This window comes from Marininema halotolerans (assembly GCF_900116235.1).
Lineage (GTDB): Bacteria > Bacillota > Bacilli > Thermoactinomycetales > DSM-45169 > Marininema > Marininema halotolerans.
In genome coordinates, this window is sequence record NZ_FPAA01000003.1 from 15409 (window position 1) to 41690 (window position 26282).

General features: G+C 46.5%; 22 protein-coding genes. All 22 read left to right on the top strand.

Features of this window, described 5'->3' with window-relative positions:
- Window positions 1-13: 13 nt before the first annotated feature.
- The 22 genes from CHX35_RS04425 to murB all read left to right on the top strand — a co-directional run bounded on the left by CHX35_RS04425 (window position 14) and on the right by murB (window position 26271).
- The gene (locus CHX35_RS04425) at window positions 14-1369 is read left to right on the top strand and encodes an acetyl-CoA carboxylase biotin carboxylase subunit (RefSeq protein ID WP_091834563.1); all 1356 of its coding nucleotides are present in this window, start codon (window positions 14-16) and stop codon (window positions 1367-1369) included.
- The gene (locus CHX35_RS04430) at window positions 1366-1578 is read left to right on the top strand and encodes an acetyl-CoA carboxylase biotin carboxyl carrier protein subunit (RefSeq protein ID WP_091834566.1); all 213 of its coding nucleotides are present in this window, start codon (window positions 1366-1368) and stop codon (window positions 1576-1578) included. Before CHX35_RS04425 ends, CHX35_RS04430 begins: the two co-directional genes overlap by 4 nt.
- A 29-nt stretch (window positions 1579-1607) precedes the next feature.
- Window positions 1608-2522 carry a hydroxymethylglutaryl-CoA lyase gene (locus CHX35_RS04435; RefSeq protein WP_091834568.1) on the top strand — a complete coding sequence of 305 codons (915 nt, stop codon included), beginning with the start codon at window positions 1608-1610 and terminating at the stop codon, window positions 2520-2522.
- The gene (locus CHX35_RS04440) at window positions 2519-3295 is read left to right on the top strand and encodes an enoyl-CoA hydratase-related protein (RefSeq protein WP_091834571.1); all 777 of its coding nucleotides are present in this window, start codon (window positions 2519-2521) and stop codon (window positions 3293-3295) included. Before CHX35_RS04435 ends, CHX35_RS04440 begins: the two co-directional genes overlap by 4 nt.
- Before the next feature lie 19 nt (window positions 3296-3314).
- A complete protein-coding gene (locus CHX35_RS04445; RefSeq protein WP_091835333.1) occupies window positions 3315-4850 on the top strand; it encodes an acyl-CoA carboxylase subunit beta in 1536 nt (511 codons plus the stop codon).
- Between the two features lie 82 nt (window positions 4851-4932).
- Window positions 4933-5853, top strand: a complete 921-nt coding sequence (locus CHX35_RS04450; protein ID WP_091834574.1) for a ketopantoate reductase family protein — start codon at window positions 4933-4935, stop codon at window positions 5851-5853.
- Window positions 5854-5894: 41 nt separating this feature from the next.
- Window positions 5895-7313, top strand: coding sequence for an MFS transporter (locus tag CHX35_RS04455; protein WP_176391883.1), 1419 nt, complete (start codon window positions 5895-5897; stop codon window positions 7311-7313).
- A gap of 58 nt (window positions 7314-7371) precedes the next feature.
- Window positions 7372-9000 carry a bacillithiol biosynthesis cysteine-adding enzyme BshC gene (gene bshC / locus CHX35_RS04460; protein WP_176391884.1) on the top strand — a complete coding sequence of 543 codons (1629 nt, stop codon included), beginning with the start codon at window positions 7372-7374 and terminating at the stop codon, window positions 8998-9000.
- 87 nt (window positions 9001-9087) lie between these two features.
- Window positions 9088-10347 carry an adenosylhomocysteinase gene (locus CHX35_RS04465; protein WP_091834583.1) on the top strand — a complete coding sequence of 420 codons (1260 nt, stop codon included), beginning with the start codon at window positions 9088-9090 and terminating at the stop codon, window positions 10345-10347.
- Window positions 10348-10484: 137 nt separating this feature from the next.
- Window positions 10485-10922 (top strand): division/cell wall cluster transcriptional repressor MraZ, encoded by a 438-nt coding sequence (mraZ, locus tag CHX35_RS04470; RefSeq protein WP_091834586.1) that lies wholly within the window; start codon window positions 10485-10487, stop codon window positions 10920-10922.
- A gap of 14 nt (window positions 10923-10936) precedes the next feature.
- A complete protein-coding gene (rsmH, locus tag CHX35_RS04475; RefSeq protein ID WP_091834589.1) occupies window positions 10937-11869 on the top strand; it encodes a 16S rRNA (cytosine(1402)-N(4))-methyltransferase RsmH in 933 nt (310 codons plus the stop codon).
- A gap of 16 nt (window positions 11870-11885) precedes the next feature.
- Entirely contained in the window at window positions 11886-12236 is a 351-nt protein-coding gene (gene ftsL / locus CHX35_RS04480; RefSeq protein ID WP_091834592.1) for a cell division protein FtsL, read from the top strand.
- A gap of 61 nt (window positions 12237-12297) precedes the next feature.
- Window positions 12298-14430 (top strand): PASTA domain-containing penicillin-binding protein, encoded by a 2133-nt coding sequence (locus tag CHX35_RS04485; protein WP_091834595.1) that lies wholly within the window; start codon window positions 12298-12300, stop codon window positions 14428-14430.
- A 118-nt stretch (window positions 14431-14548) separates the two neighbouring features.
- Window positions 14549-16465: a stage V sporulation protein D gene (locus tag CHX35_RS04490; protein WP_091834598.1), complete on the top strand. Its 1917-nt coding sequence runs from the start codon at window positions 14549-14551 to the stop codon at window positions 16463-16465.
- Between the two features lie 203 nt (window positions 16466-16668).
- Complete coding sequence (locus tag CHX35_RS04495; RefSeq protein ID WP_091834601.1) at window positions 16669-18138, top strand: UDP-N-acetylmuramoyl-L-alanyl-D-glutamate--2,6-diaminopimelate ligase; 1470 nt, start codon at window positions 16669-16671, stop codon at window positions 18136-18138.
- A 19-nt stretch (window positions 18139-18157) separates the two neighbouring features.
- A complete protein-coding gene (locus CHX35_RS04500; protein ID WP_091834604.1) occupies window positions 18158-19552 on the top strand; it encodes a UDP-N-acetylmuramoyl-tripeptide--D-alanyl-D-alanine ligase in 1395 nt (464 codons plus the stop codon).
- 1 nt (window position 19553) lies between these two features.
- Complete coding sequence (gene mraY, locus CHX35_RS04505; protein WP_091834607.1) at window positions 19554-20555, top strand: phospho-N-acetylmuramoyl-pentapeptide-transferase; 1002 nt, start codon at window positions 19554-19556, stop codon at window positions 20553-20555.
- Window positions 20552-21583, top strand: coding sequence for a phospho-N-acetylmuramoyl-pentapeptide-transferase (mraY, locus tag CHX35_RS04510; RefSeq protein WP_091834609.1), 1032 nt, complete (start codon window positions 20552-20554; stop codon window positions 21581-21583). Before mraY (CHX35_RS04505) ends, mraY (CHX35_RS04510) begins: the two co-directional genes overlap by 4 nt.
- 8 nt (window positions 21584-21591) lie before the next feature.
- Window positions 21592-22953, top strand: a complete 1362-nt coding sequence (murD, locus tag CHX35_RS04515; protein ID WP_091835336.1) for a UDP-N-acetylmuramoyl-L-alanine--D-glutamate ligase — start codon at window positions 21592-21594, stop codon at window positions 22951-22953.
- 38 nt (window positions 22954-22991) lie between these two features.
- On the top strand, window positions 22992-24098 hold the full coding sequence (gene spoVE, locus CHX35_RS04520; RefSeq protein WP_091834612.1) for a stage V sporulation protein E: 1107 nt from the start codon (window positions 22992-22994) through the stop codon (window positions 24096-24098).
- A gap of 38 nt (window positions 24099-24136) precedes the next feature.
- Window positions 24137-25252, top strand: coding sequence for an undecaprenyldiphospho-muramoylpentapeptide beta-N-acetylglucosaminyltransferase (murG, locus tag CHX35_RS04525; protein ID WP_091834615.1), 1116 nt, complete (start codon window positions 24137-24139; stop codon window positions 25250-25252).
- Window positions 25253-25362: 110 nt separating this feature from the next.
- Entirely contained in the window at window positions 25363-26271 is a 909-nt protein-coding gene (murB, locus tag CHX35_RS04530; protein ID WP_091834618.1) for a UDP-N-acetylmuramate dehydrogenase, read from the top strand.
- Window positions 26272-26282 lie beyond the last annotated feature (11 nt).

Here is a 26282-nt window from a genome sequence, read left to right on the forward strand (position 1 = left end):
AGGGAGTCTGAATATGCAAAAACTATTGATCGCAAATCGGGGAGAAATTGCTCGCCGGATTATGAAAACTTGCAGAGAAAATGGCATCCTGACCGTTGCCGTTTATTCTGATGCAGACAAGGATCTTCCGTTTGTACAAGAAGCCGATGAATCGGTTCGAATTGGTCCACCACCGGTGGCCCAAAGTTATCTTAACGCAGAAGCAATCGTAGATGCGGCTCGTCAGACGGGTGCGGACGCCATCCATCCGGGATATGGTTTGTTATCGGAGAATGCTGATTTTGCTCGCCGTGTGCAAGATGCAGGGATAACCTTTGTCGGTCCAGATGCCGATGTAATTGCTGCGATGGGAGACAAGGTAACCGCCCGCCGGAGGATGGCTGAGGCAGGTGTCCCAATCGTACCAGGTACCGACGGAGTGAAAGACGTGGAACAGGCTGTACGCGAGGCTGAAGCCTTTGGTTATCCTGTGATGCTAAAAGCAAGCGCCGGCGGGGGCGGAATAGGAATGCAGGTGCTCGATTCAGAAGAAGCCCTGATTCAAGCATTCCCTGCTCTTCAGGGGCGTGCTAAAGCTTATTTTGGAGATGGAAGCCTTTTCTTGGAAAAATTTATTGCTCATCCACGGCACGTTGAGGTGCAAGTGATGGCGGATCAATATGGGAACGTTATTCACCTTTTGGAGAGAGAATGTTCTGTTCAACGACGCAATCAGAAAGTGATTGAGGAATGCCCCTCACCGTCGATTCAACAAGAGACAAGAGAAGCCCTGTGGCAGGCTGCTGTAAAAGCGGCGCAGGCGGTAGGATATAGTGGTGCGGGAACCGTCGAATTTTTAGTGGATGCGAAGGAAGAGGTTTACTTTTTAGAGATGAATACGCGTCTTCAAGTGGAACATCCCGTGACGGAGATGGTGACTGGACTGGATTTAGTTCACATGCAATTAAAAGTCGCCCAGGGTGAAAAACTTACAATTGAGCAGGATGATGTTCGCATTCAGGGTCACGCTATTGAATATCGTGTTTATGCAGAAGACCCTGATCGTTTCTTACCTTCCCCAGGGAAATTGAATCGCTTTGTACCTCCTGTTATGGAGGGGGTTCGTGTGGATGCCGGCGTCACAGAAGGGAGTCAAATTACTCCTTTCTATGATCCAATGATTGCAAAATGTATTATTCATGGGGATGATCGTCAAACCGCTTTGAAGCGGAGTAAAGAAGCGTTGGCCACATTTGAAATCGAAGGGATTAAACATAACCTTCCGCTCTTTACACGGGTGCTAGACCATCCAGATTTTGTTGCAGGACATTATGACACAGCCTTACTGACAAAAATGAATAATCATGCCGGGAAAGGGTTGGAAAAATGAAACAGGTACAAGCGTCAATGGCAGGAACTGTTTGGAAAGTGCTAGTGGCTGTCGGGGATCAAGTGGAGGTTGGACAAGATGTTGTCATTCTGGAATCAATGAAAATGGAAATTCCGGTGCAAGCGGAGGCAGCTGGAGTGGTAAAAGAGATTAAAATAGAAGAGGGCTCTTATGTTGGAGATGGTGAGGCGATGATTGAGCTGGAGTAATTCATGCGGTTTTGATGGAGGGAGGGGAGATGAGCTTGACAGATATCACGATTGTGGAAGTGGGTCTGCGGGATGGTTTACAGAACGAGGAGACCATTCTTTCAACAACAGTGAAACAAGCTTTAGTTACCAGATTGATTGATGCAGGGGTAATGGAGTTAGAGGTCACTTCCTTTGTGCATCCGCGTTGGATCCCTCAATTAGCAGATGCGGCGCAGTTTGCAGAGAGTTTGCCTCGTGAAGAAGGTGTTCGTTATCGTGCATTGGTTCCCAATCGAAAAGGGCTGGAGCGCGCACTTTCTACCCCAATCGATGAATATGCGGTTTTTTTGTCTGCATCAGAAACCCATAACCAAAAAAATATTAATAAAAGTATTGCGGAAACAATTCCCGTATTGAAGGAAACGGTTGAATTAGCTATTGAAAAAGGAAAGAGGGTTCGTGGCTATGTATCGACCGTCTTTGGTTGTCCATACGAGGGAGATGTGTCACTGAAGCAGGTCGTTGAAATATGCGAGAAATTATTGGAGATGGGTGTCTATGAGATCTCACTCGGGGATACGATTGGCGTCGCAACACCTAATCAAGTGAGAGAAAAATTGAAAACGCTAACAAAGGAAATTCCGGTAACAAAAGTAGCTGGACATTTTCATGATACGCGTGGAACGGCATTGGTTAATGCCTATGTGGCTCTCGAAGAGGGTGTGCGTACATTAGATACTTCCTTTGGTGGGTTGGGTGGATGCCCGTATGCACCAGGTGCTGCTGGCAATATGGCCACTGAGGATCTGGTTTATATGTTGGAAGGAATGGGCGTAAAGACGGGGATTAATCTTGAAAAGCTTTGTCAAGTGAGCCGATTAGCTGGCAGACACCTTGGAAAGACCCTGCCATCGAAGGTGTTACAAAGTGAAGGGATGCGTGAGGAGGAGATTGAACAATGAAACTGGTAGAGTGGGAACGACGAGAAGGGATTGCGATCCTCACCATCCAACGTCCAGAGGTATATAACGCCCTCAACCTACCGATCTTACAAGAACTTACTCGAATTACCGAGGAACTGAGCCATTCCAAAGCAACAAGGGTGGTCGTGATCACAGGCGCAGGTGATAAAGCCTTTTCAGCAGGTGCTGATTTAAAAGAACGTCGAGGTTTTACTGAGGATCAGGTGCGTCGCTTTATTCGTACCATTCGCGAGTGTTTTAACGGGATTGCACGCCTTCCGAAGCCAGTAATTGCAGCCGTGAATGGCGTCGCACTCGGAGGAGGGATGGAGTTAGCATTAGCCTGTGATCTTCGAGTAGCTGATGAGCATGCGGTCTTTGGTTTGACGGAGACTTCCTTAGGAATTATTCCTGGAGCGGGTGGAACTCAGCGACTTGCTCGCCTCATCGGGCAAGCAAAAGCAAAGGAACTCATTTTTACTGCCCGGCGACTGACTGCGAAGGAAGCGATGGATCTGGGAATGTTGAATCAGGTAGTGAAAGATGGGACGGTAATGGAAGAGGCGATGAAACTCGCATCGATGATTAATGAAAATGCTCCTCTAGCCCTCGCACAAGCAAAATTTGCAATTGATTACGGAGCGGAAACCGACTTAGGAACGGGGCTTGCATTAGAGACCAAGGCTTATGAAACGCTGATTCCAACAAAGGATCGTTTGGAAGGCCTGGATGCATTTAAAGAAAAAAGAAAACCGATTTACCTGGGTGAGTAAGGGAAAGGGAGTGGAGTCGATGAATGAAACCACACTAAATACATTGCAGAATCGGGCGGAAAAAATTAAACAAGGAGGAGCACCTAAGTACCATGAAAAATTAGATGAACAAAATAAGTTATTTGTTCGTCGGCGCCTAGAATTGTTATTTGATGAGGATTTTCAATTGGAGGATGGGCTATTTGCCAACGGGATGGATGAAAGCCTACCTGCAGATGGTGTGGTGACCGCGATTGGACAAGTAAATGGTCAAACGGTTTGTGTGATGGCGAATGATTCCACCGTAAAAGCAGGTTCTTGGGGAGCGCGGACGGTTGAAAAAATCATTCGCATCCAGGAAACGGCAGAAAAAATGCAGGTACCTCTCATCTATCTCGTTGACTCTGCGGGTGCACGCATTACGGATCAAATCGAGATGTTCCCAGGTCGTCGGGGAGCTGGCCGTATTTTTTATAATCAGGTAAAACTATCAGGTCAGATCCCCCAAGTATGTATTCTTTTTGGTCCGTCAGCAGCGGGAGGCGCCTATATCCCTGCCTTCTGTGATGTTGTCATCATGGTGGATAAAAATGCGTCCATGTATCTGGGTTCTCCTCGGATGGCAGAAATGGTCATTGGGGAAAAAGTTTCCCTAGAGGAGATGGGTGGCGCACGCATGCATTGTAGTATCAGTGGGTGTGGGGATGTCTTAGCACCAGATGAGGAGAGTGCAATTGCTTCTGCCCGTCGCTACTTATCGTACTTCCCAGCGAACTATGAACAGCGACCCCCTCGTCTGGAGTGTCAAGAGGTGGCGTCCGATCGGAAAAAGATCTCAGAGATCGTCCCTGATAACCAAAATGTCCCCTTTGATATGTTGGAGCTGATTGGTTCTTTAGTCGATGAGAATTCTTTCTTTGAAATGAAGCAATTGTTTGCAAAGGAACTGATCACAGGCTTTGCTCGTATCGACGGTCAGCCAATTGGCATCATTGCGAATCAATCCAAAGTAAAAGGGGGCGTTCTCTTTATTGATTCCGCGGATAAAGCGGCTCGCTTTATCACCTTGTGTGATGCTTTCCGGATCCCCCTTCTCTTTTTGGCAGATGTTCCTGGATTTATGATTGGTACCCAGACCGAGAAGGCGGGGATGATCCGGCATGGGGCGAAAATGATTGCTGCGATGTCCGAGGCGACAGTTCCTAAAATTTCGGTCATTGTTCGGAAGGCATATGGAGCAGGTCTTTACGCCATGGCAGGTCCTGCTTTTGAACCCGATTGTTGCTTGGCGTTACCAACCGCTCAAATTGCTGTAATGGGGCCAGAAGCTGCGGTCAATGCTGTATACAGTAATAAAATTGCCCAGTTAGAAGGCGTTGAAAAAGCGGATTTTGTAAAAGAGAAACGGGAAGAATATCAACGGAACATCGATATTTATCGCTTAGCCTCTGAATTGATTATCGATGGAATTGTACAACCAGATCACCTTCGGGATGAATTGATGGGTCGACTAAAGGCCTATGAAGGAAAAGACATTCCCTTTAGTCGACGTCGTCATTCTGTATATCCTGTATAAGCTCCCTTTTGATTCCTCTCACATCTTGTGGGGGGAATCTGTTATGATAAATGAACAGTAGGATGAAAGGTAGGCTCTCCATATGGAAACAGCCATCTGGGGTGCTGGTTCAATCGGTCTGTTATGGGGAGCGCGGTTAGCTCTTGCTGGACAGGACCCCTTAATCATCACCCGTACGAAGGAGCAACAGGAACATCTTCTACGCAATGGACTTCACTTACGACATCGCTCTGGGAGATTGGATACGGTGAAGGTCCGTGTGGAGTGGGCGGGGAAAGATTTAGGAGCCTTTGACCGTATTCTCTTAACCGTAAAGCAAACAGCAATTCCTTCCCTCATTCCTCGAATAGTTGAACAATGCAGGCAGGGAGCGATGCTGTATTTATTACAAAATGGCATGGGTGCAGAACGGTGGATGGTTGATAAGATTTCACCATCACAGCTCTGGCGTGGAAGTACAACGGAAGGAGCCTTAAGGGAAGGGGATACGATCGTTGTTCACACAGGTGAAGGAGAAACCTACTTTGGTCCTTTCACACACCATGTTAATGATCAGGAGCTACGATGGATCAATACGCTTAAAGAACATGGACTCCCAGTTGAATACGATCCTTTTATCCACCTTCGTACCTGGAAAAAACTTGCTATCAATTGCGTAATTAACCCATTGACTGCATTGCTTCAAATCAAAAATGGAGCGTTAGTCGATCAGAAAGATTTTACGATTTGGTTGGAGCGCATTTTGGCTGAAGTCGTCTGCGTGGCGAAGAGTGATCGCATTGTTTTGGACAAGGAAGAGCTAAAGGAAAAGGTGCGGCACGTTTGCGAGCAGACCGCTCAGAATCGTTCTTCAATGGCTGAAGATCTGCGATTGGGTCACCCCTCAGAGATTGATTTTATCAATGGTTTTATCGTGACGATGGGTAGAGAAAAGGGTGTGAAGACACCCTTCAATCAAGAATTGCTTGAACGTGTTCATCGAGCAGAAGGTAAGTATGGATGAGAAGTTCTTGATGGAGTCGGGTGAAGAAGGAGGCGATCTGTGTGCTATTCAAAAAAAATCTCACACTTGATGCATTTATTATCGCCATATTTCTAGGTGCACTGGATATCGGTGTGTTAGCGCCAGCATTGACGGTAATTGCCTTAGATCTGGCGATTTCGATTCGCACCGTTTTTTTGGTGATCGCTCTTCATCTTGCTGTTTTTGTGTTGGCCCTACCAATCATGGAGGCCTGGGGAGCCAAGGCGGGAAAAAAGGGCTGGTTTCTCACTTCACTGTTGGTATATGCTTTGGGGTCTCTCATTGCTGGGGATAGTCACACACTCTTCGCCTTAATTGTAGGTAGGTTGATACAGGCGATGGCAGCAGGGGGAATTGTCCCGGTTTTATCCGTAGAGCTGGGCCGTATGTTGAAGTGGAAAGGGAGAACCTGGCGTTGGGCTGTCCTTGGAATATTAGCAGCGCTATTGATCTTGACGCCGTTTATTTCATCAACTCTGACTTGGTATTTTAATTGGCGTTGGTTGTTTTGGATCAATATTCCGGCAGTGTTAATCGTATTTTTGTTTAGTTTTCGCTTTCGTCCAACCGGCCGTTTACGTTCCCCAACGCATGATATCCAAGGGGTTATGTACTTTGGTGCCATTCTTCTTTCGATGATGATCGCTGTTGCTCAATTTAACCCAAGTAAAGGATGGGGCGCCCTCGTCGATCCATCATTTCTTCCCTTTGCGATTGTATCGCTTGGTTTAGGGGTATTGATGATGATGGTTGAAAAAGACTCCGAGTATCCCTTTTTTCCTTTGCAACTTTTTACTGATAAACGTCTGATATTATTAAATAGCGTGATGATCCTATCAGGAATTACTTGGGCAGCTATCGTATTGATTCCAGGATGGATGGCAGAAATTCATCAACGGCCACCTGGAACAGGCGGGCTTTTTTTGACATTGGTCGCCTGTGCGGCATGGTTAGCGATTCCAATGGCACAACGGGTATCTATCCATTGGGGCTATCGTGGAGTGCTGATGATCGGCTTCCTCGCTTCTGCTGTGAGTTACTTTACCCTTGCCTTTGCCCTCGACGCCATTGCGTTGACGGTTGTTTTGGTGGTACTCGGTTTTGGCGTGGGGTTCTCATTAATTGCCCCTGTTCATGAATTATTGTTTGAGGTTATCAGTTACCGGCAAATGAAAAAGGGAGTCATGGCGATCGGGATGGTCCGGGCGGGGGGGACAGCTCTCGGTTTAATTGCGATGGGATTATCCTTTTTTTCATCCACACCTGTGATTACGGCCAGTGTAATGATGGATAATGTGGGTCTGCCTCAAATTTGGAAACACGGCTATCAAATGGGTATGCTAATAGCGGCCAGCGTGTCAGTCGCTGGTTTTATCCTAGCAGCCTGCTTACCTTCTCCTCGTAAAGAGTCAGCCAAAGAAAAGAATGGGTCCAATTAATTCATTTATACTCCAGGTGGCCTATTTAAATAGATCGCTCAAAAAGAAGGGATTACGTATGAGAATTGAGGATATCTATCTGGAACCAAAGAACCCATTGGTGCGGGACTATTTAAATTCCTTTGAACAGGTTGCTGATTTTTACTCCTATAATCCAAGTGATGATCAGTTGTTCGCACAACGGGCAAAGCGATTAGACGAACGTAATCAAGCGGCTCCGAGGGCTGAATTAGTAAACGTGCTTCGTCAATATCATAGCGAAGAACTGTTGAGTTCACAGATTGAGAAAAACCTTGACCGTTTAATGGAACCAGATAGTTTGTGTGTAGTGGGAGGGCAACAAGCCGGATTATTTACAGGTCCTCTTTATACACTTTATAAGGCGATAACCTTAATTCAGTTGGCTTCACGTGAAGAGCAACGTCTGGGTCGTCCGGTACTACCGGTATTTTGGATTGCCGGGGAGGACCATGATTTAGAGGAAGTGGACCATATCCACCTTCCATTAAGAAAAGAATTATTAAAGCTGCAACTCGATATGGGAATGGATAAGGGAACGCGAATTTCCATCAGTGACATGGAATTGGACCATCAGTTAGATGAACTGCTGGATCAGTTGACAGGGATGCTTCCTGATACACCCCATAAGCAAGGGCTTCTGCAAGAGATGCGTGAGCTTGCCCATCATTCATCGAGTATAACTCATCATTTTGCACGGTTAATGCACCGTCTTTTTAGTCCTTATGGATTAATCTTAATTGATTCGGCATATCCCCCTTTACGCCGATTAGAAGTGCCCTTCTTTGAATGGTTAATCAACGAGGCCGCTCCCTTATCCGAAGGTGTATTTACAACGGCAGGAAAAATTCAAGCGAAGGGTTATCCTTTGCAAGTGGAGCCAGAGGAAAGGCGCGTTCATTTATTTCTACGTGAACAAGGAGAACGGAAAGCTCTTTATTTGGATGGCGATGGATTTCGCGACCGTGAAGGGGATCGGTATTGGTCACGACAAGAACTACTTCAACGGCTCGATGACCGTCCTGAAGATTTTAGTAATAACGTCGTAACACGTCCGTTGATGCAAGAGTATCTATTTCCGACGTTGGCTACCGTGCTAGGAGCCGGGGAAATCGCCTATTGGGCCTTATTAAAGAGTGCCTTTGAATCGGCTGGGATGGACATGCCGATTCTCTTTCCACGGCTGGGTGTTACGTTAGTGGGGCCGCGTGAGGAAAAATGGCTGCGTCGCTATCAAATAACACCCTCTGCAGCGATTTACCAGCTATCTGAGAAGGAACAAGCCTATCTTGCTTCTCAATATCAGATGGATCCTGTACAGACATTTGCGGTGATACGCCAGCGAATTGCAGAAGTATATCAGCCCTTACTGGGTGATCTGAGCGGATTGCGCCATAATATGCGTCACCTCGGTGAAGTGAATCAGGAGCGTGTGTTAAGGGAGATCCATTGGTTAGAGCAAGAAGTGAAAAAGAACTTAGCTGAACGCAGTGCTGGGGATGGACATCGATTTAAGGAGCTTGCCCTTCATTTTTGTCCATCAGGTATGCTACAAGAACGAGTACATAATGTACTATTTTATTGGAATCAATACGGTGAACATTGGATCCGACGATTGACGGAAATTCCGCTTCTTTCCAAAGAAAGCCATCGGGTGGTATACTTATGATGTTTTATAGTAGGTAGTTTTTGTTATATTTTCATTTGAAAATTAACATTAAAAATGAGTAGGGTTAAAGAATGGAGGAGGTTTCATATGAGCTCAACGCTGGAAAGTGTGGTAAGTGACCGAAGTTTGGCTCCAATGGGACGTTTGAAGATTGACTGGGCCCGCCAACATATGCCAGTAATGAACCGAATTCGGAAGGAGTTCATTGCGGAACAGCCTCTCGCTGGAAAAAAGGTAGCGATTGCACTCCACTTAGAGGCCAAAACGGCTTGTCTTGCAGAATTACTGCGAGATGCTGGTGCTCAAGTGGCGATAACAGGGAGTAATCCGCTATCGACGAAAGATGATGTAGCTGCCGCACTGGCTGATGCAGGAGTGACTGTCTTTGCTAAATATGATCCGACACCAGAGGAGTATCGTGAGCATTTGATGATGACGCTGGAGACCGAACCGGACTTAATTATTGATGATGGCGGCGATTTAATCGGTGTCCTTCATGCGGAACGTCCAGATATCTTGGAAAAGGTTAAAGGTGGTTGTGAAGAGACAACAACAGGAATCTTACGACTGCGTGCCTTGGAAAAAACGAAAGAATTAAAAGTACCGATGATTGCGGTAAACGACGCTTATTCGAAATTTCTCTTTGATAATCGCTATGGCACGGGACAATCTGTCTGGGATGGCATTAATAAGGCAACCAATCTCGTTGTTGCTGGAAAAACGGTAGTTGTTGTGGGTTATGGATGGTGTGGCCGTGGTGTAGCGATGCGGGCAGAAGGATTAGGAGCGCGTGTGATTGTGACCGAAGTCGATCCGATCAAAGCGACAGAGGCGCATATGGAAGGATTTACAGTCATGCCGATAAATGAAGCTGCTAAATTAGGGGATATTTTTGTAACCGTTACAGGAAATAAAAAAGTGCTTACCACGCCCCACTTTGCTTTCATGAAAGACGGAGCGATCATGGCAAATGCCGGTCATTTTGATGTGGAAATTGATAAACAAGGACTTGAAGAGGAGGCTGCCTCTTATCGGACGGTGAGAAAGGATATTGTGGAGTACGAAATGGAAGATGGCCGTCGACTGCACCTCCTATGTGAAGGAAGACTTGTGAATTTAGTAGCAGGGGACGGACATCCAGCAGAGATCATGGATATGACCTTTGCATTACAAACCTTGTCACTCATTTATGTGAATGAAAACCATGATAAAATTGGTCCCCAAGTGCTCGATGTCCCTTACCACATTGATGAGCAGGTGGCGATTTATAAACTGGATTCGTTAGGGATTACGATCGACGAGATGACTGAGGAGCAGGAAGAGTATTTAGCTGGTTGGAAGGTTTGAGATTTTCAAAAAAAGCAGATATTGTAAAAAATCCTGTACCAAGTGCAGGATTTTTCTTTTTTCTGTGGTATACTAACCAGTGTGGTGAGATGTGGGGCAAAGTGGGGAATAAGGGGAAGTGAAGGGGGTGCAGTGGTGTGTTCATGGGGGAATATCGACACTCCGTCGATGATAAGGGGCGTCTGATCATCCCTTCCAGGTTCCGGGAAGAACTGGGAGAGACTTTTGTTGTCACCCGTGGACTCGACCATTGCCTCTTTGTCTATCCGATGCCCGAGTGGGAAAGACTGGAGCAAAAGATGAAAGCTTTACCCTTTACAAAGGCAGATGCGAGAGCCTTTACTCGTTTCTTCTTTTCCGGTGCTGCAGTAGCAGAGCTGGATAAACAGGGCAGGATTAATATTCCTGGTAATCTAAGGACGTTTGCTAAGTTGGTTAAGGATTGTGTGGTCATTGGTGTCTCCAATCGCGTGGAGATTTGGAGTAGGGAAGCGTGGGAAGTATATAACGAGAGCTCCGAGGATTCGTTTAATGAGATTGCGGAGAAATTGGTCGATTTTGATTTGGACTTGTAGAGAGGTTGAATTCATTGTTCCATCATGAGACGGTTCTAAAAAAAGAAGCAGTAGATGGGTTAAATGTTCGCCCGGATGGTATTTATGTGGATTGCACCTTAGGTGGAGCAGGTCATAGTTCCTTGATTGCCTCCATGCTTAATCAGGATGGGCTGTTAATCGGTATTGATCAGGACGACACAGCATTAGCGGCTGCCGCTGAGCGATTAAAAAATGTTTCTGGTCAAGTTCATCTTGTGAAAAGTAACTTCAGGCAATTAGGTACCGTGTTGGATGATTTAAATATCGACAAAGTGGATGGTGTTTTGTTCGATTTGGGTGTTTCCTCCCCGCAATTGGACGAAGGAGAGCGGGGTTTTAGTTACCATGTGGATGCTCCACTGGATATGCGGATGGATGTTCAAAGCGAGCTAACTGCGTTTGATGTGGTTAACAAATGGCCCATTGATGAGATTGCGCGCATTCTATTTCAATATGGGGAAGAAAAGTTTGCGCGACGAATTGCACAGCGAATCGGGCAATATCGTTCAGAGCAGGCGATTCAAACCACACGTGAACTAGCAGAAATTATTAAAGAAGCGATTCCTGCTGCGACAAGAAGAACGGGCCCTCATCCTGCCCGGCGTAGCTTTCAAGGGATTCGTATCGCGGTAAATGATGAACTCGATGCATTTAAAGATGCAGTAGAACTTGGAATTGAACGGTTAAAATCGAAAGGAAGGGTCAGTGTTATCACCTTTCACTCACTGGAGGATCGGATTTGTAAAAAGGCATTTTTGGAGCAAGCACAAGGATGCACGTGTCCACCTGATTTTCCAATCTGTGTGTGCAAAAAGAGCCCAAAACTAAAAATTATCACTAAAAAACCGACCCTGCCGACACCGGAAGAGACGGAGAAGAACCCGCGAGCCCGGTCGGCGAAGTTGCGCGTAGCTGAAAAAGTGTGAGGAGGGTCTATAGAAAATGAGAGAGTACCGGGGAAACGCTTCGACCGCCTTCCAACTAGAGAGCCGGCCGAATAAGGCAAACCAGAGAGAGAGACAGCCGCGTAAGCCGGGATTTCCTACAGGAGAGAAGTTGCTTTACCTGTTCAGTGTCATCATCTGTGTTGCTCTCGCTCTGTTCGTGTTGTCTCGTTATGCAACAGTAACGGAGCTGAGTATGAAACAAGCCAAAATTGAACAGGAGACGACTCAATTGAAGGAATCAATTCAAGATTTAGAGTCACAGCAAAAGGAGTTGAAGAGCGGGGAGCGGATTCGCCGGTACGCTGAAGAGCATGGTATGGTGCTTCAAGGTGCAAGTCAGCCTTGAAGAGCCTTCAACCACCAAGGGTCAAGAGGAGCCTCCCTGAGTGAAACAAGGAGTGTAGCGTGTGATTCCGACGAGAAAACAAAGTAAATTACGGTCACTGTTTGTTGGGATCACTTGTATTTTGCTCCTGACAACAGTGATCTTTCGATTATTCTGGCTACAGACGGTTGATGCTTCCTTTTTGCGGGATCGAGCCCAACATATCTGGGAGAAAAAAGAAATTATTCAACCCAAAAGAGGGGCGATCGTTGATCGCAATGGGAATGAATTGGTCCAAGAAGTTACAGAGTATTATATTGCTGCTGATTTAAAGCAAGTGAAAAATAAACGTGAGACCGCAGAACGATTGTCACCCTTGTTGGATATTCCCGTCAATGAGTTGCTTGCTAAGCTCAACCGGAAAGCAAGTCAAGTGGAATTGCGAAAAAAAGGGAATTATAAGATTTCTCAGAAAAAAAGAAACCAAGTGATGGATCTGGGTCTGAGTGGAATCTATGCGATTCAGACCACGGGACGAAAGTACATAGAAGGGGACCTTGCAGCCCACGTACTCGGCTTTGTTAATGTCGAAGGGAAACCCGTAGGGGGGCTTGAGCAAAAATATAATCAAACCTTAACGGGTATTCCGGGAAAGATGACCTTTGCTAAAGATGCAAGGGGAAATCGTCTCCCTAATCAAACGGATGACTTTCGACCTGCTGAGCAAGGGAAAAACCTTTACCTTACATTGGATCGTGAGATTCAACACCAAGTAGAAAACCAATTGGATCAGGTCATGGCTCGTTATCAAGCGAAGGGCGCAACAGCAATTGTAGCGGATCCTAAGACGGGTGCCATTCTGGCAATGGCGAATCGACCCGATTTTGACCCCAATCATTTTGCGGAGACATGGGAACCGGATGTGAACGGGACCAATATTGCAGTGAGCTCTCAATTTGAACCCGGCTCCACCTTTAAGATTGTTACGTTAGGAGCAGCGGTTCAGGAGAAACTCTTCGATGCGAATCAAACATTTCAATCCGGTTCGATTGAAGTAGCCGGCCGTAAAATCCGAGACTGGAACGATGTCGGTTGGGGGGAGATCTCCTTTGCCAAGGGAATTAATCTTTCAAGTAATGTGGCTTTTGTGAAGCTTGGACAAGAGTTGGGTGAGGAGAGAATGACTCGCTATATTGACCGTTTTGGTTTTGGACCCATTACGGATCGTACGGGTCGTCCAACAGGGATTGATCTCCCATCGGAGGCGAAGGGCCTCTTTTATGGATATGAACCCCTGCACAAGTTGGAATTAGCCACAACCGCCTTTGGTCAAGGAATTGCAGTTACCCCCATTCAGCAGGTTATGGCTGTCTCGGCCGTAGCCAATGGAGGGACTTTATACCGGCCCTACGTGGTGGATCATACGCAAAATGCCGTAACAGGTAAAGTGGAGAAGAAAACAAAACCCCTTGCTGTTCGAAAGCATGTTATCTCCTCCTCTTCGGCCGCGAAGGTACGGCAGTTATTACGTGACGTGGTTCTTCATGGAACAGGAAAAGAAGCTGACAGTCCTGGCTATGATATCGCAGGTAAAACGGGTACAGCGCAAAAGATCAATGAGAATGGTTCAGGTTATGACCCTGATGACTATATCGTCTCCTTTATGGGATTTGCTCCAGCGAAAAATCCACGGGTTGTGGTTTATGTAGCGGTGGATGAACCTCAAGGGGATAAACATGGTGGCACGGTGGCGGCTCCTGCCGCTCGGGAGATGATCAAATATACGATCAATCAGTTGAATGGAAAAGCGAAAAAGGCATCGTCTGTAAATGCCTTCAAAAAGAAGGATGTTACCGCTGGAAATTGGAAGGGCAAGTCAGTGGTTGAACTAAAAAAATCTCTCGCGAAACAAGAGATTCGTACCCATATTCTTGGGAGTGGAGATAAGGTCCTCGCACAATATCCATCACCTGGTGAACACTTTATTCAAGGGAGAGGAGATGCCTATCTAATTACAGAGGGGAATAAAGCACTTTCCATGCCAGACTTACGGGGTAAATCCCTACGAGAAGCAATGGACGTTTGTCGGTTAATTGGACTAAAACCAAAGGCAGAGGGAGAGGGCTTTGTAACGAGTCAATCCATATCACCAGGGAGTCCCTTGTTTGAGGAACATCGCATTCAATTAAAATTAGAGCCGCCGAAGTGGCAATGAAAGCCAGACTCATTCCCTTGGAGTGAGGCTTTTTTTTTGTGGACAATCCGTTCTATCCCTTTTGCGACCTACATAGGGTTGTCTATGAAGACTTGTCTCAAGAAAGGGGTGAGGACAGTTGCGGACGACGAATCATGTAGTGCGTAAACGACTATTTATCGCACTGCTCCTCGGGTTATTGCTCTTCGGGGCGCTTTTAGCACGGTTAGGGTATGTGCAATTGGTACGTGGACCGTGGCTCCAAGAGAAAGCAGAAGAGCTGTGGACACGAGATATCCCCTTTGAAGGCAACCGAGGTCGAATTTTGGATCGAAACGGAAAAGTGATGGCTTATAATATCAGTGCCCCTTCCGTTTTAGCAATCCCTGCCCAAATAAAAGATCCGAAAGTGACTGCACGGGCATTAGCCCAGATCCTATTAGCCCCAGAGGATAAAATCTTTCAATTGATTACCAAGCGTGAGTTAATTGTACGTATTAATCCTTATGGACGAAAGCTGAGTGAGGAGCGGGCGAAGGCAGTTCATGATTTACGATTACCAGGGATTGCTATCGCAGAGGATAATAAGCGTTATTATCCGATGGGAACGATGGCCGCTCATATCCTTGGTTTTGCTGGGATTGATAATCAAGGTTTAGCGGGGTTGGAGTTGGTTTATGACAAACGCCTGCAAGGAAAGCGAGGGCATGTCTCCTATAGTGCTAATGCAAAGGGCGAGCGGCTTCCTGGGAGCGCGGATCAATATACCCCTCCAACGGATGGACTCGATCTAGAATTGACCTTGGATAAGTCCATTCAAGCCTATATCGAGCGTGAGATGGATCAGGCGATGGCACAGTATCAGGCGGAAAATATCATGGTGATTGCGATGAATCCAAAAACCGGTGAAATTCTGGGTATGGGTAGCCGACCCACCTTTCATCCTAGTGATTTCCGAAAAGTAGATCCTTTGATCTACAACCGCAACCTCCCTATCTGGCGAACCTATGAACCGGGGTCAACATTTAAAATTATTACCCTGGCTGCTGCACTAGAGGAAAAGAAGGTGAATTTAGGTAGTTATTTTTATGATCCGGGTTATATCAAAGTAGCAGGGGCGCGTTTACGTTGCTGGAAGCATGGGGGGCATGGATCGGAGACCTTTTTGGAAGTAGTCGAAAATTCCTGCAACCCAGGTTTTGTTACAATGGGGCAACGTCTAGGTGAGGAGAAACTCTTTTCCTACATTCGTAAATTTGGATTTGGTGAAAAAACAGGAATTGATCTGAATGGCGAAGCCAAGGGGATTTTATTTACACCGGAGCAAGCTGGACCCGTGGAGCTTGCAACTACGTCCTTTGGCCAAGGGGTATCTGTGACTCCTATCCAGCAGGTGAGCGCTGTTGCTGCAGCGGTGAATGGTGGGAAGCTGATGCAGCCTCATTTAGAAAAGGCTTGGATCAACCCCGATACAAACAAAGTGGTAGAGGAAATTCGGCCACAGCTAAAACGTCGAGTCATTTCAGAGAGTACCTCCGAGCAAGTTCGAACGGCATTAGAAAGTGTGGTTGCCCGTGGGACTGGGCGCAAAGCATTTATTGATGGGTATCGTGTGGGAGGAAAGACGGGAACGGCGCAAAAAGTCGGGCCTGACGGTCGATATATGAAAAATAACCATATTGTTTCCTTTATCGGTTTTGCCCCAGCAGATGATCCACAATTGGTTGTCTATGTGGCGGTAGATAATCCAAAAGGTGTACAGTTTGGAGGTGTTGTCGCTGCCCCTATCGTAAAAGAGATTTTAGGAGATAGTCTCCGTCATCTGAAGGTACCCAAGCGAAAAAAACAAATCTCACCGGAAAATTCTCCATTGGAAGCTCCGATTATCACCATACCTAATTTGGTGGGATCGGACCTGGACGAACTGAGAACCAGCTTAGAGGATATCGAGCTTCAGGTGCGAGGAAAAGGAAATAAAGTCATCAGTCAGACGCCTAAGCCAGGGCAACGTGTAAAAAAAGGGACTCCGATTCGAATTTATTTGGGGGATCAGTAGAATACGGATTTCTCATAAAAGAAAATGAATCGTTATTCACAAGGAAGGTCATCTTCGGGTGACAAATGGGTAAAAGATGATTAAAATAGGGATGATCCACCCAATGTGCCAGGAGGACCCCTGGCATTTCTCATGTCTTTCTCTATTTTTTTCGGCTATCATGGTACTAAGCAGTTGGCTTGGTCCAAGGAGGTACCCATTTCATGAAACTAGAGAAACTCTTCAATTCTCTTGTATTAGCAGATGTTATTGGCAATATGAATGTAGAAATCACAGGAATTCAGATGGATTCCCGGGAAGTAAAGCCAGGCGATTTGTTTATCGCTTTGAAGGGTTTTACGGTGGATGGTCACCAGTATATCCCTCAGGCCTTGGAACAAGGCGCGGTTGCATTGGTAGTGGAAGAGGATATCAAAGCACCCGTCCCTGTGATGAAAGTACCGGATTCAAAACGGGCGCTGGCCGTTATCTCCGATGTGTTTTTTGAACATCCGACGAGGGAATTAAAACTGATTGGTTTAACCGGTACCAATGGAAAAACCACCACCTCCCATTTGATTCGCCGTATGTTAGAGGATGCAGGGATGGCGACAGGGTTGATTGGTACCATGAATATGCAGATTGGTGAGAAGACCTACCCTGTAAAAAACACGACCCCTGAAGTGATCGAACTACAAAGGGGATTCCGTCAGATGAAGGATGCAGGGTGTAGTCATGCTGTTATTGAGGCTTCCTCCCATGCACTCCACATGGGTCGGACACGAGGTTGTCGCTTTCGTACGGCATTATTTACGAATCTGACACAAGATCATCTAGACTACCACGAAACAATGGAAAATTATCGTGATGCAAAGGCACTTCTTTTTAGTCAATTAGAGAACAGCTATATGGATCAAAGAGAAGATCAGGCATTGGCGATTCTCAATGTGGATGAGGAGGCTTCTAATCACTTTGCCCAAGTGACTCCCGCTCAAGTGATTACGTATGGAATTGATCAGCCAGCGGATGTTATGGCTGAAGAAATTCAGTATCATGCAGGAGGAACACGTTTTCGCCTCACGACATTTAAAGGATCGATGGACGTCGATATGAAGTTGATGGGGAAATTTAGTGTTTACAATGCATTAGCTGCTACGGCTGTGGCACTTGGCGAAGGGGTTTCCTTAGAACAGATTTGTGTTTCATTAGAATCGATTCAAGGAGTGGATGGTCGTCTGGAGGCCGTTGATGCTGGACAGTCATTTACGGTGATTGTGGATTATGCCCACACACCTGACAGTCTAGAAAACGTCCTTAAAACGGTTAGTGAAATCACTCAAGGTCAGGTTTGGTGCGTGGTTGGTTGTGGCGGCGATCGTGACCGCACAAAACGTCCCTTGATGGCAGCGATTGGTGCTCAATATAGTGATCATCTTGTCATCACCTCGGATAATCCTCGTACAGAGGATCCAAAGCAAATTATTGCGGATATGGAAGAGGGACTACAGGGTAAAGAAAAGACGATCATAATGGATCGGGGCGAAGCGATTCAATTTGCAATCAAAGAAGCTTGTCCAGGAGATTTGGTCTTAATCGCCGGAAAAGGTCACGAAACCTATCAAGAAGTGAACGGGATTCGATACGAATTTGATGATCGAAAGCAAGCGCGTGAAGCGATAAGAGCTTGCCGATAAGCAAGGAGAGAAGGAGACAATGCAAAAAACATTGAAAGCCATTGCTCGTGCGGTAGGAGGGACACTATTAGGGGGGGTGTCGGATAAACTGATGCTTGCCAGTGGAGTTTCAACGGATACCCGCTCCCTTTGTCCAAATCAGCTCTATGTACCTATCGTTGGTGATCGCTTTGATGGACATGATTTCCTTCCAAATGCTGTGGAAAAGGGAGCTGTCGGAGCACTTTGGCAGAAGGATCATCCCCTTCCCTCCCCCCTCCCTCCTGTCCCGTTGATCCGTGTAGAAAATACACTGACTGCGCTCCAACAATTAGCAGCATCGTGGCGACAAGAGATTGGAGTTAAGGTCGTTGCTGTAACAGGTAGTAATGGCAAAACAACGACGAAGGAACTTCTTGGGTCGGTCTTGTCTGTGAAGTTCCGTGTGCATCAGACCCAGGGGAATTATAATAATCATATTGGTCTTCCTCTTACATTGCTCTCAATGCCCGAGAATACGGAAGTGGTTGTTTTAGAGATGGGGATGAATCATGCGGGCGAAATCGCACTCCTTTCTACCATTGCTCAGCCAGATATTGCGGTGATCACCAATATTGGTGAAGCCCACATCGAACACCTAGGGAGTCGACAGGGAATTGCTGATGCGAAGTTGGAAATCCGTGAAGGCTTGGCTAAGCAAGGAATTCTAGTTGTCGATGGGGATGAACCCCTACTTCGGGAGAGATTGTCCCAAGAGAAACGGCGCTGGATTGGTGTGGGTTGGCAGGATAAAAATGATGATATTCTTCAGAGCTTTTCAACTGAAGGACTCGAAGGGATCTCATTTACAACCTCCTTGTCCAATCGCCGATTCACGCTTCCGATGATGGGAAAACACAATGCCTCCAATGCACTTCTCGCTATCACGGTAGGGCGTTCAATGGGAATGACGGAGGAAGAGATTCAACAGGGACTTACACAGGTACGGATGACAGGGATGCGTCTCGAGCGAAGGACTGCTTCAAATGGGATGCTCATCATTAATGATGCATACAATGCAAGCCCTACATCCATGCGAGCTACTATCGACCTTCTTTCTTCATTAGAAGGCTTTTCTGAGAAATGGGTTCTTCTTGGTGATATGTTGGAGATGGGCCATGATGAAGAAGCATATCATCGTGATATTGGTCGATTTGCTATTGAAAAAGGAATATCAAGAGTGTATGCCATGGGTGAGCGAGGGCGTTGGATCGTAGAAGGCGCAAAGGAAGTAGCGACACAGGAAAAAGTGGTTCACTTACAAAATGCGGAAGAAGCGGCTCGGATTTTTCTGCAGGAAGGGAATCAAAAAGTCGCTCTCTTAGTAAAAGCTTCACGGGGAGCACGTTTGGAGACGGTAGTGGAGCATGTTTTAAAAGGAGCGAAAACTTTCTAATATGGATATGCGCATTCTTCTCGTCCCCCTTGCCGTCGCTTTTGGTCTTGGTATTCTACTGGGACCTTTTATTATCCCCATTCTGAGAAGATTAAAGTTTGGTCAAGCGATTCGTGAAGAAGGACCAAAAGCACATCTAAAAAAAGCAGGAACGCCTACGATGGGGGGCACGATCTTCCTCACTACGTTGGTACTGACATCGGTCCCCTTGAGTAATCTGTTTTCAGATCGAATTTCAAATCTATTCTTCCTGCTCTTTGCCACGTTAGGGTATGCGATCATTGGCTTTTTGGATGATTATATTAAAGTGGTGATGAAACGAAATCTCGGCCTATCAGCAAAACAAAAACTTCTTGGACAACTGTTCATTGGACTCGTTCTTTTCTGGGTATTGTGGGAAGTCCGGGTGGTACGTGGTGAAAATCCAGGCGTTTCCACGATTCATATACCTGGGACCGAGATTACCTTCCAGCTGACTGTGCTATATTTGCCCTTACTTGTTGTCATGATGATTGCCGCATCCAATGCAGTCAATCTGACAGATGGTCTTGATGGTCTTGTGGCAGGAACCGCCTCCATCGCTTATGGGGCATACGCCATTATTGGGATGGTGCAAAGTAATTATATGGTGGTTATATTCGCAGCATCGGTCGTGGGAGCTTTGCTCAGTTTCCTGGTGTTTAATGCCCATCCTGCGAAGGTATTTATGGGGGATACGGGTTCCCTTGCTCTGGGTGGAGGGCTGGCGGCTTTGGCGGTCATTACCAAGACCGAGTTTTTGTTATTGATAATCGGTGGCGTATTTGTCATCGAAACATTATCGGTCATACTTCAAGTAGGTTCTTTTAAACTACGTGGGAAACGAATTTTTCGTATGAGCCCAATCCATCATCATTTTGAACTAATGGGATGGTCAGAGTGGAGAGTCGTGACTACCTTTTGGTTGGTCGGCTTTTTACTTGCAGGATTGGGTATATATTTGGAGGTGTTCCTAGCCCGATGATTTCTACTACTGGCTGGAGCCCCCATACCTTGGTCTTGTTGGTACTTGCAGTTGCCTTCGGTCTTGGTGTGATTTTGGGCCCCTTTGTCATTCCGATATTACGACGTTTAAAATTTGGTCAATCAATTCGTACAGAAGGTCCGCAAAGTCATCAAAAGAAGACGGGGACCCCTACGATGGGTGGCGTCATCTTTTTGACAGCAACCGTGCTTGCAGCAGTTCCATTGGGAAGTCTATTAATTGGTCATACGGAACATCGTGGCCGATCAGATCTGTTCTTTTTGTTGTTTGCCCTTTTAGGGTATGGCATCCTTGGTTTTCTAGATGATTACATCAAAGTGGTGATGAAACGAAATTTAGGTCTTACAGCGAAACAAAAACTGTTGGGACAGCTTTTTATCGGTCTTGTACTTTTTTGGGTGTTATGGCAGGTCCGTGTGGTAGGGGCTGTTGATTCGATTTTCTCCGTCAGAATCCCTGCAACGGATGTGGTGGTGGAGCTGAATTGGCTTTATCTTCCCTTATTGGTTGTGATCATGATCGCTGCATCCAATGCAGTGAACTTGACGGATGGGCTCGATGGATTAGCGGCAGGAACCGCTGCAATTGCTTATGGTGCATATGCAGTGATCGGCATGGTGCAAAATAACCTGAATGTCGTTATTTTTGCCGTAGCGGTGGCTGGAACCTTACTGGCATTCCTTGTCTTTAATGCCCATCCAGCGAAGGTGTTTATGGGAGATACAGGTTCTCTCGCTTTAGGCGGGGGATTGGCTGGTCTTGCTGTCATTACTAAGACAGAGTTGTTGCTACCGATTATTGGTGGTGTATTTGTTTTAGAGACCCTTTCTGTGATGATCCAAGTGATTTCCTTTAAAACGCGTGGGAAGCGAATCTTTCGCATGAGCCCCATTCATCATCATTTTGAGTTAGTAGGATGGTCGGAGTGGAGAGTGGTTACCACCTTTTGGCTAACCGGTTTTCTACTCGCTGGGTTAGGGATCTTCTTGGAGGTGTATTTGCGGTGAATGTGCTGATGGAGGAGTGGAAGGGGCAAACCATTGTCGTTCTTGGCTTGGCCCGGAGCGGTGTAGCGGTGGCTCGCCTTCTTTTCCACCTGGGTGCGAAGGTAACGGTTAATGACCGAAAACCTCGTGCCGAGAGTCCAGAAGCAGAAGAGCTAGAGAATCTTGGCATTCCAGTGATCTGTGGAGAACACCCTGAGAACCTGATCCATGAGGGTGTTGATTTGCTTGTGAAAAACCCTGGGATTCCCTATTCTGCTTCTCCCGTACAACAAGCACTGGTTTATGGAATTCCGGTGGTTACCGAGGTGGAGATAGCTTACCGTGTAGCTTCTTCCCCTATTATTGGAATTACGGGTTCAAATGGAAAAACGACAACCACTACCTTGGTGGGACGAATGTTGAAAAAAGGAAAGGTCCCTTCCGTCGTTGCGGGTAATATTGGGCGTGCGTTAGCGGAAGTGGCTCCCGAATTAAAAGCCAATGAATGGTTAGTTGCCGAATTATCAAGTTTTCAATTAAAAGGCGTACAAACCTTTCGACCTCGTATTGGGGCGTTACTTAACATTGTTCCAGCTCATATGGATTACCATGGCGATTTGAATGATTATACAGCTTCAAAGGAAAAACTGTTTTCCAATCAACAACCTTCTGATATCGCTGTGCTTAATTGGGATTCACCTGAATGTCGTTCCGTAGCAAAAAAAATCAAAGCACAAATTCTCTGGTTTAGCCGCCATGAGCCTGTTGATCAGGGTATCTATTTTGCTGAGGGGCGAGTGATGGTTAAGATGGCTAACGACGCCGAGGCATGGGAGTTGATGCCGGTATCGGATATCCATATGCCAGGAGTTCATCAGGAGAATGGATTGGCCGCTGCAGCCATTGCATTAGCGGCAGGTTGTCCTAAGGAGGCAATTCGTCAGGAGTTAGCTACCTTTACAGGAGTCGAGCATCGACTCGAATTTGTGGGAGTGAAAAGAGGAGCCCGTTGGTATAACGATTCCAAAGCCACCAATGCGAAAGCAACCATTGCCGCGATCGAGTCCTTTCATGAACCCGTGGTTCTAATTGCGGGAGGATTGGATCGGGGAGTCGATTTTCGTGAATGTATCCCTGCCTTTCGTAAACTAAAAGGGATCGTTGCATATGGGGAAGCTGCGGATGTTCTATTAGCAAGGGCAAAAGATGCTGGAATTCCTGAACAAGAACAATATCATGCCCGAAGGGTAGAGGAGGCAGTTTTCGCTGCAGCTAATTTAGTTCAGTCAGGGGATGTGGCTCTCCTTTCACCTGCATGTGCAAGTTGGGATCAACATACCTCTTTTGAGGAACGGGGAAGCATTTTTAAACAAGCTGTGCATATCTTGTAGAGAGGCTTGCCCATTTCGTCTGAAGAGGTGAATCGTTTATGCCAGACCTCCACACCCGTCGATCGCCTGATTTTATAATTATCATTGTGATTATGATGCTCCTTACACTTGGAGTTGTCATGGTATATAGTGCGAGTGCCGCCTACTCTCTTCACAAATTTGGAGATAGTTTCTTTTACGCGAAGCGGCAGCTGTTATTTGCGGGTGTGGGTGTTTTCTTAATGTTTTTGGTATCAAAAATGGATGCCAAACTTTTTCGTCTTTGGGCAAAACCATTGCTGATCATCTGTTTTATTCTATTGGTGATGGTACTCATCCCGGGCTTGGGTATTCTACGTAACGGGGCTCGAAGTTGGTTAGGCATTGGCGCCTTTAGCATTCAACCTTCAGAGTTTACAAAACTCGCGGTGATCTTCTTTCTTGCTCGTTACCTAAGTCGCCGAGCAGGTGAAATTCAAACGCTACGATATGGCATGATGTATCCTTTAGGAATTGCAGGTTCAGCATTTGCCTTGATCATGATGCAACCGGATTTAGGAACGGGTACAGTCATGATGGGAACAGCGATTGTGCTCATTTACATAGCAGGCGCTCGGATGAAGTACCTAGCAGCCCTGATGGGGCTTGGTATGGCAGGGTTTGCGGGTCTTGTTTTAGCCGCCCCTTATCGAATTAAACGAATAACCGCATTTCTCGATCCATGGCAAGATCCATTAAATGCGGGCTACCAAATCATCCAATCCCTTTTTGCCATCGGTCCTGGCGGATTGATGGGATTAGGGTTGGGGATGAGTCGCCAAAAGCACCTTTACTTGCCTGAGCCCCATACGGATTTTATTTTTTCGATTTTGGCAGAAGAGTTGGGTTTTATCGGTGCGGGAACAGCGATTATCTTGTTTGCGATTCTCATCTGGCGAGGGATACGAGTGGCGATTACACTCCCGGACATGTTTTTCAGTTTGATTGCCGCAGGGGTGACGGGGATGATTGCAATCCAAGCAGTCATCAATATTGGTGTTGTATCCGGAGCGTTCCCCGTTACAGGAATTACCTTGCCTTTTCTGAGTTACGGGGGTTCATCCTTAACGTTAACACTTGTTGCGGTTGGAATATTACTGAATCTATCTCGATATACCGATGGATGATCATGTTGTTAAGAAATTTTTAATGAATCGGGGGGATTATGATGAAAAGAGTGATGCTTTCCGGTGGAGGCACTGGAGGACATATTTATCCAGCGCTTGCGATTGCGGATGCGGTTCGTCGCCGTCACCCCGAAGCTGAGCTGGGTTATATTGGGACAACTGATGGGTTGGAGTCTCGCATCGTACCCAAAGTGGATGATATTGCTTTTTTTGATGTGGAAATTCAAGGATTTAAGCGTAAGCTATCCCTGGATAATATGGAGACAATCGCTAAGTTTATTCGTGCGGTGAAAAAGTGTAAAGCGTACATCCGTCAATTTCGTCCTGATGTCGTTGTTGGAACAGGGGGGTATGTAAGTGGACCTGCCCTTTATGCGGCAGCAAAATTAGGTGTCCCTACCTTAATTCTTGAACCGGATGTATTGCCAGGCTTAACGACCCGCTTTCTTTCCCGGTATGTCGATGTGACAGCGATCAGCTTGACAGGATCCGAGAAGCATCTTACCAAAGCAAAACGAATTCTTCACACGGGCAACCCTCGTGGAACGGAAGTTATGCATGCCAATAAGGAAGAAGGAAGGGCTTCCCTTGGGCTAGCTGATTCGGACAAGCCCATTGTACTAATTTTTGGGGGAAGTCGCGGAGCAAAACCGATTAATGATGCCGTAGAGTCTATGCTTTCTCACCTTTCAGAAGCATCACTTATGTACTTTGTTTATGTGACCGGAGAGGTGCATTATAAAGAAGTAACTGCTAAGATAGATACGGATCAATGGCCGAACCTCATTATAAAACCCTTTATTTATAATATGCCGGACGTATTGGCTGCTTCATCCATGGTCATTTCTCGAGCAGGAGCGACCACGTTGGCAGAAGTAACTGCCCTTGGAGTACCAGCGGTTCTGATTCCTTCACCCTATGTAACCAACAATCATCAAGAACACAATGCCCGGTTGTTGGAAGATCATCATGCTGGTCGGATGATATTACAGAAGGATTTAACCGGGGAACGTCTTTGGGAGTCCATCACAGAAGTGATGGATGATCCGGGACGTCATCGTCAAATGAGTGAAGCTTCCCGTAAATTGGGTCGGCCCGATGCAGCGGAGGTGATCGTCGATGAGTTGGAAAAGCTGTCTGCTACCCGTCGCTGAATTGACGATGGAATGTGGGCATTCGTCACACAAAACAGGCAAAGGCATAAGCTATCGTATGCCGCCTTGGAACCGAAGGACTAAAGTGTCCGCGAAAGGAGATACCCCTAGTGCAAGCAATCGCCCAGGAACTAATTGATTTAGGTGTGGAAGATGTACGGGTTGATGAACCTCTTTCCCACCATACCACCTGGAAGGTGGGCGGACCTGCGGATCTTTTCATCTATCCTCGTAGTAGAGAGGAACTGGAGAAGACGATGATGGTCATTCGAGAACATCATCTCCCCTGGCGCATCATCGGCCGTGGTTCTAATCTATTAGTGCGAGATGGTGGGATCCGTGGAGCTGTTATCAAATTAGGTGCGGGCCTTGACCACTTGCAGGTAGTCGGTGAGCAAGTGGTTGTTGGGGGGGGTTATTCCTTCGTTAAGCTTTCGGTGATGGTAGCCAAACACGGATTGACCGGTTTGGAATTTGCAGGGGGGATCCCTGGTACTGTGGGTGGCGCAGTCTTTATGAATGCGGGTGCTCATGGATCTGAACTGTCTCAGGTTTTAGAGTCGGCAGAAGTTCTCTTAGAAGATGGCCGTTGGGTTCGTATAACCGCAGAAGAGATGGCTTTTCGTTACCGAACGTCAATTCTTCAGTCAGAGATGAGAGGCATTGTGACCGAAGCTACGTTTAACCTTCGGGAAGGAGATCGAGAGGTTGTAGCGACAACGATGGCTCAATTTAAAGACCGACGGAGAATGACGCAACCCCTACAGTTTCCTTGTGCGGGTAGTGTATTCCGTAACCCACCTGGCGATCATTCTGGTCGATTGATTGAGGCAGCGGGATTAAAGGGATATCGGATCGGTGACGCTGAAGTTTCGGAACAACATGCCAATTTCATCATCAATCGCGGGCAAGCGACAGCCAACGATGTTCTCGCCCTGATTCAGCACATCATCAGAACCATTGAAGACAAATACGGTGTTACATTGGAACCGGAAGTTCGGGTGGTGGGCGAGGGGTAGACGGAGGTGGA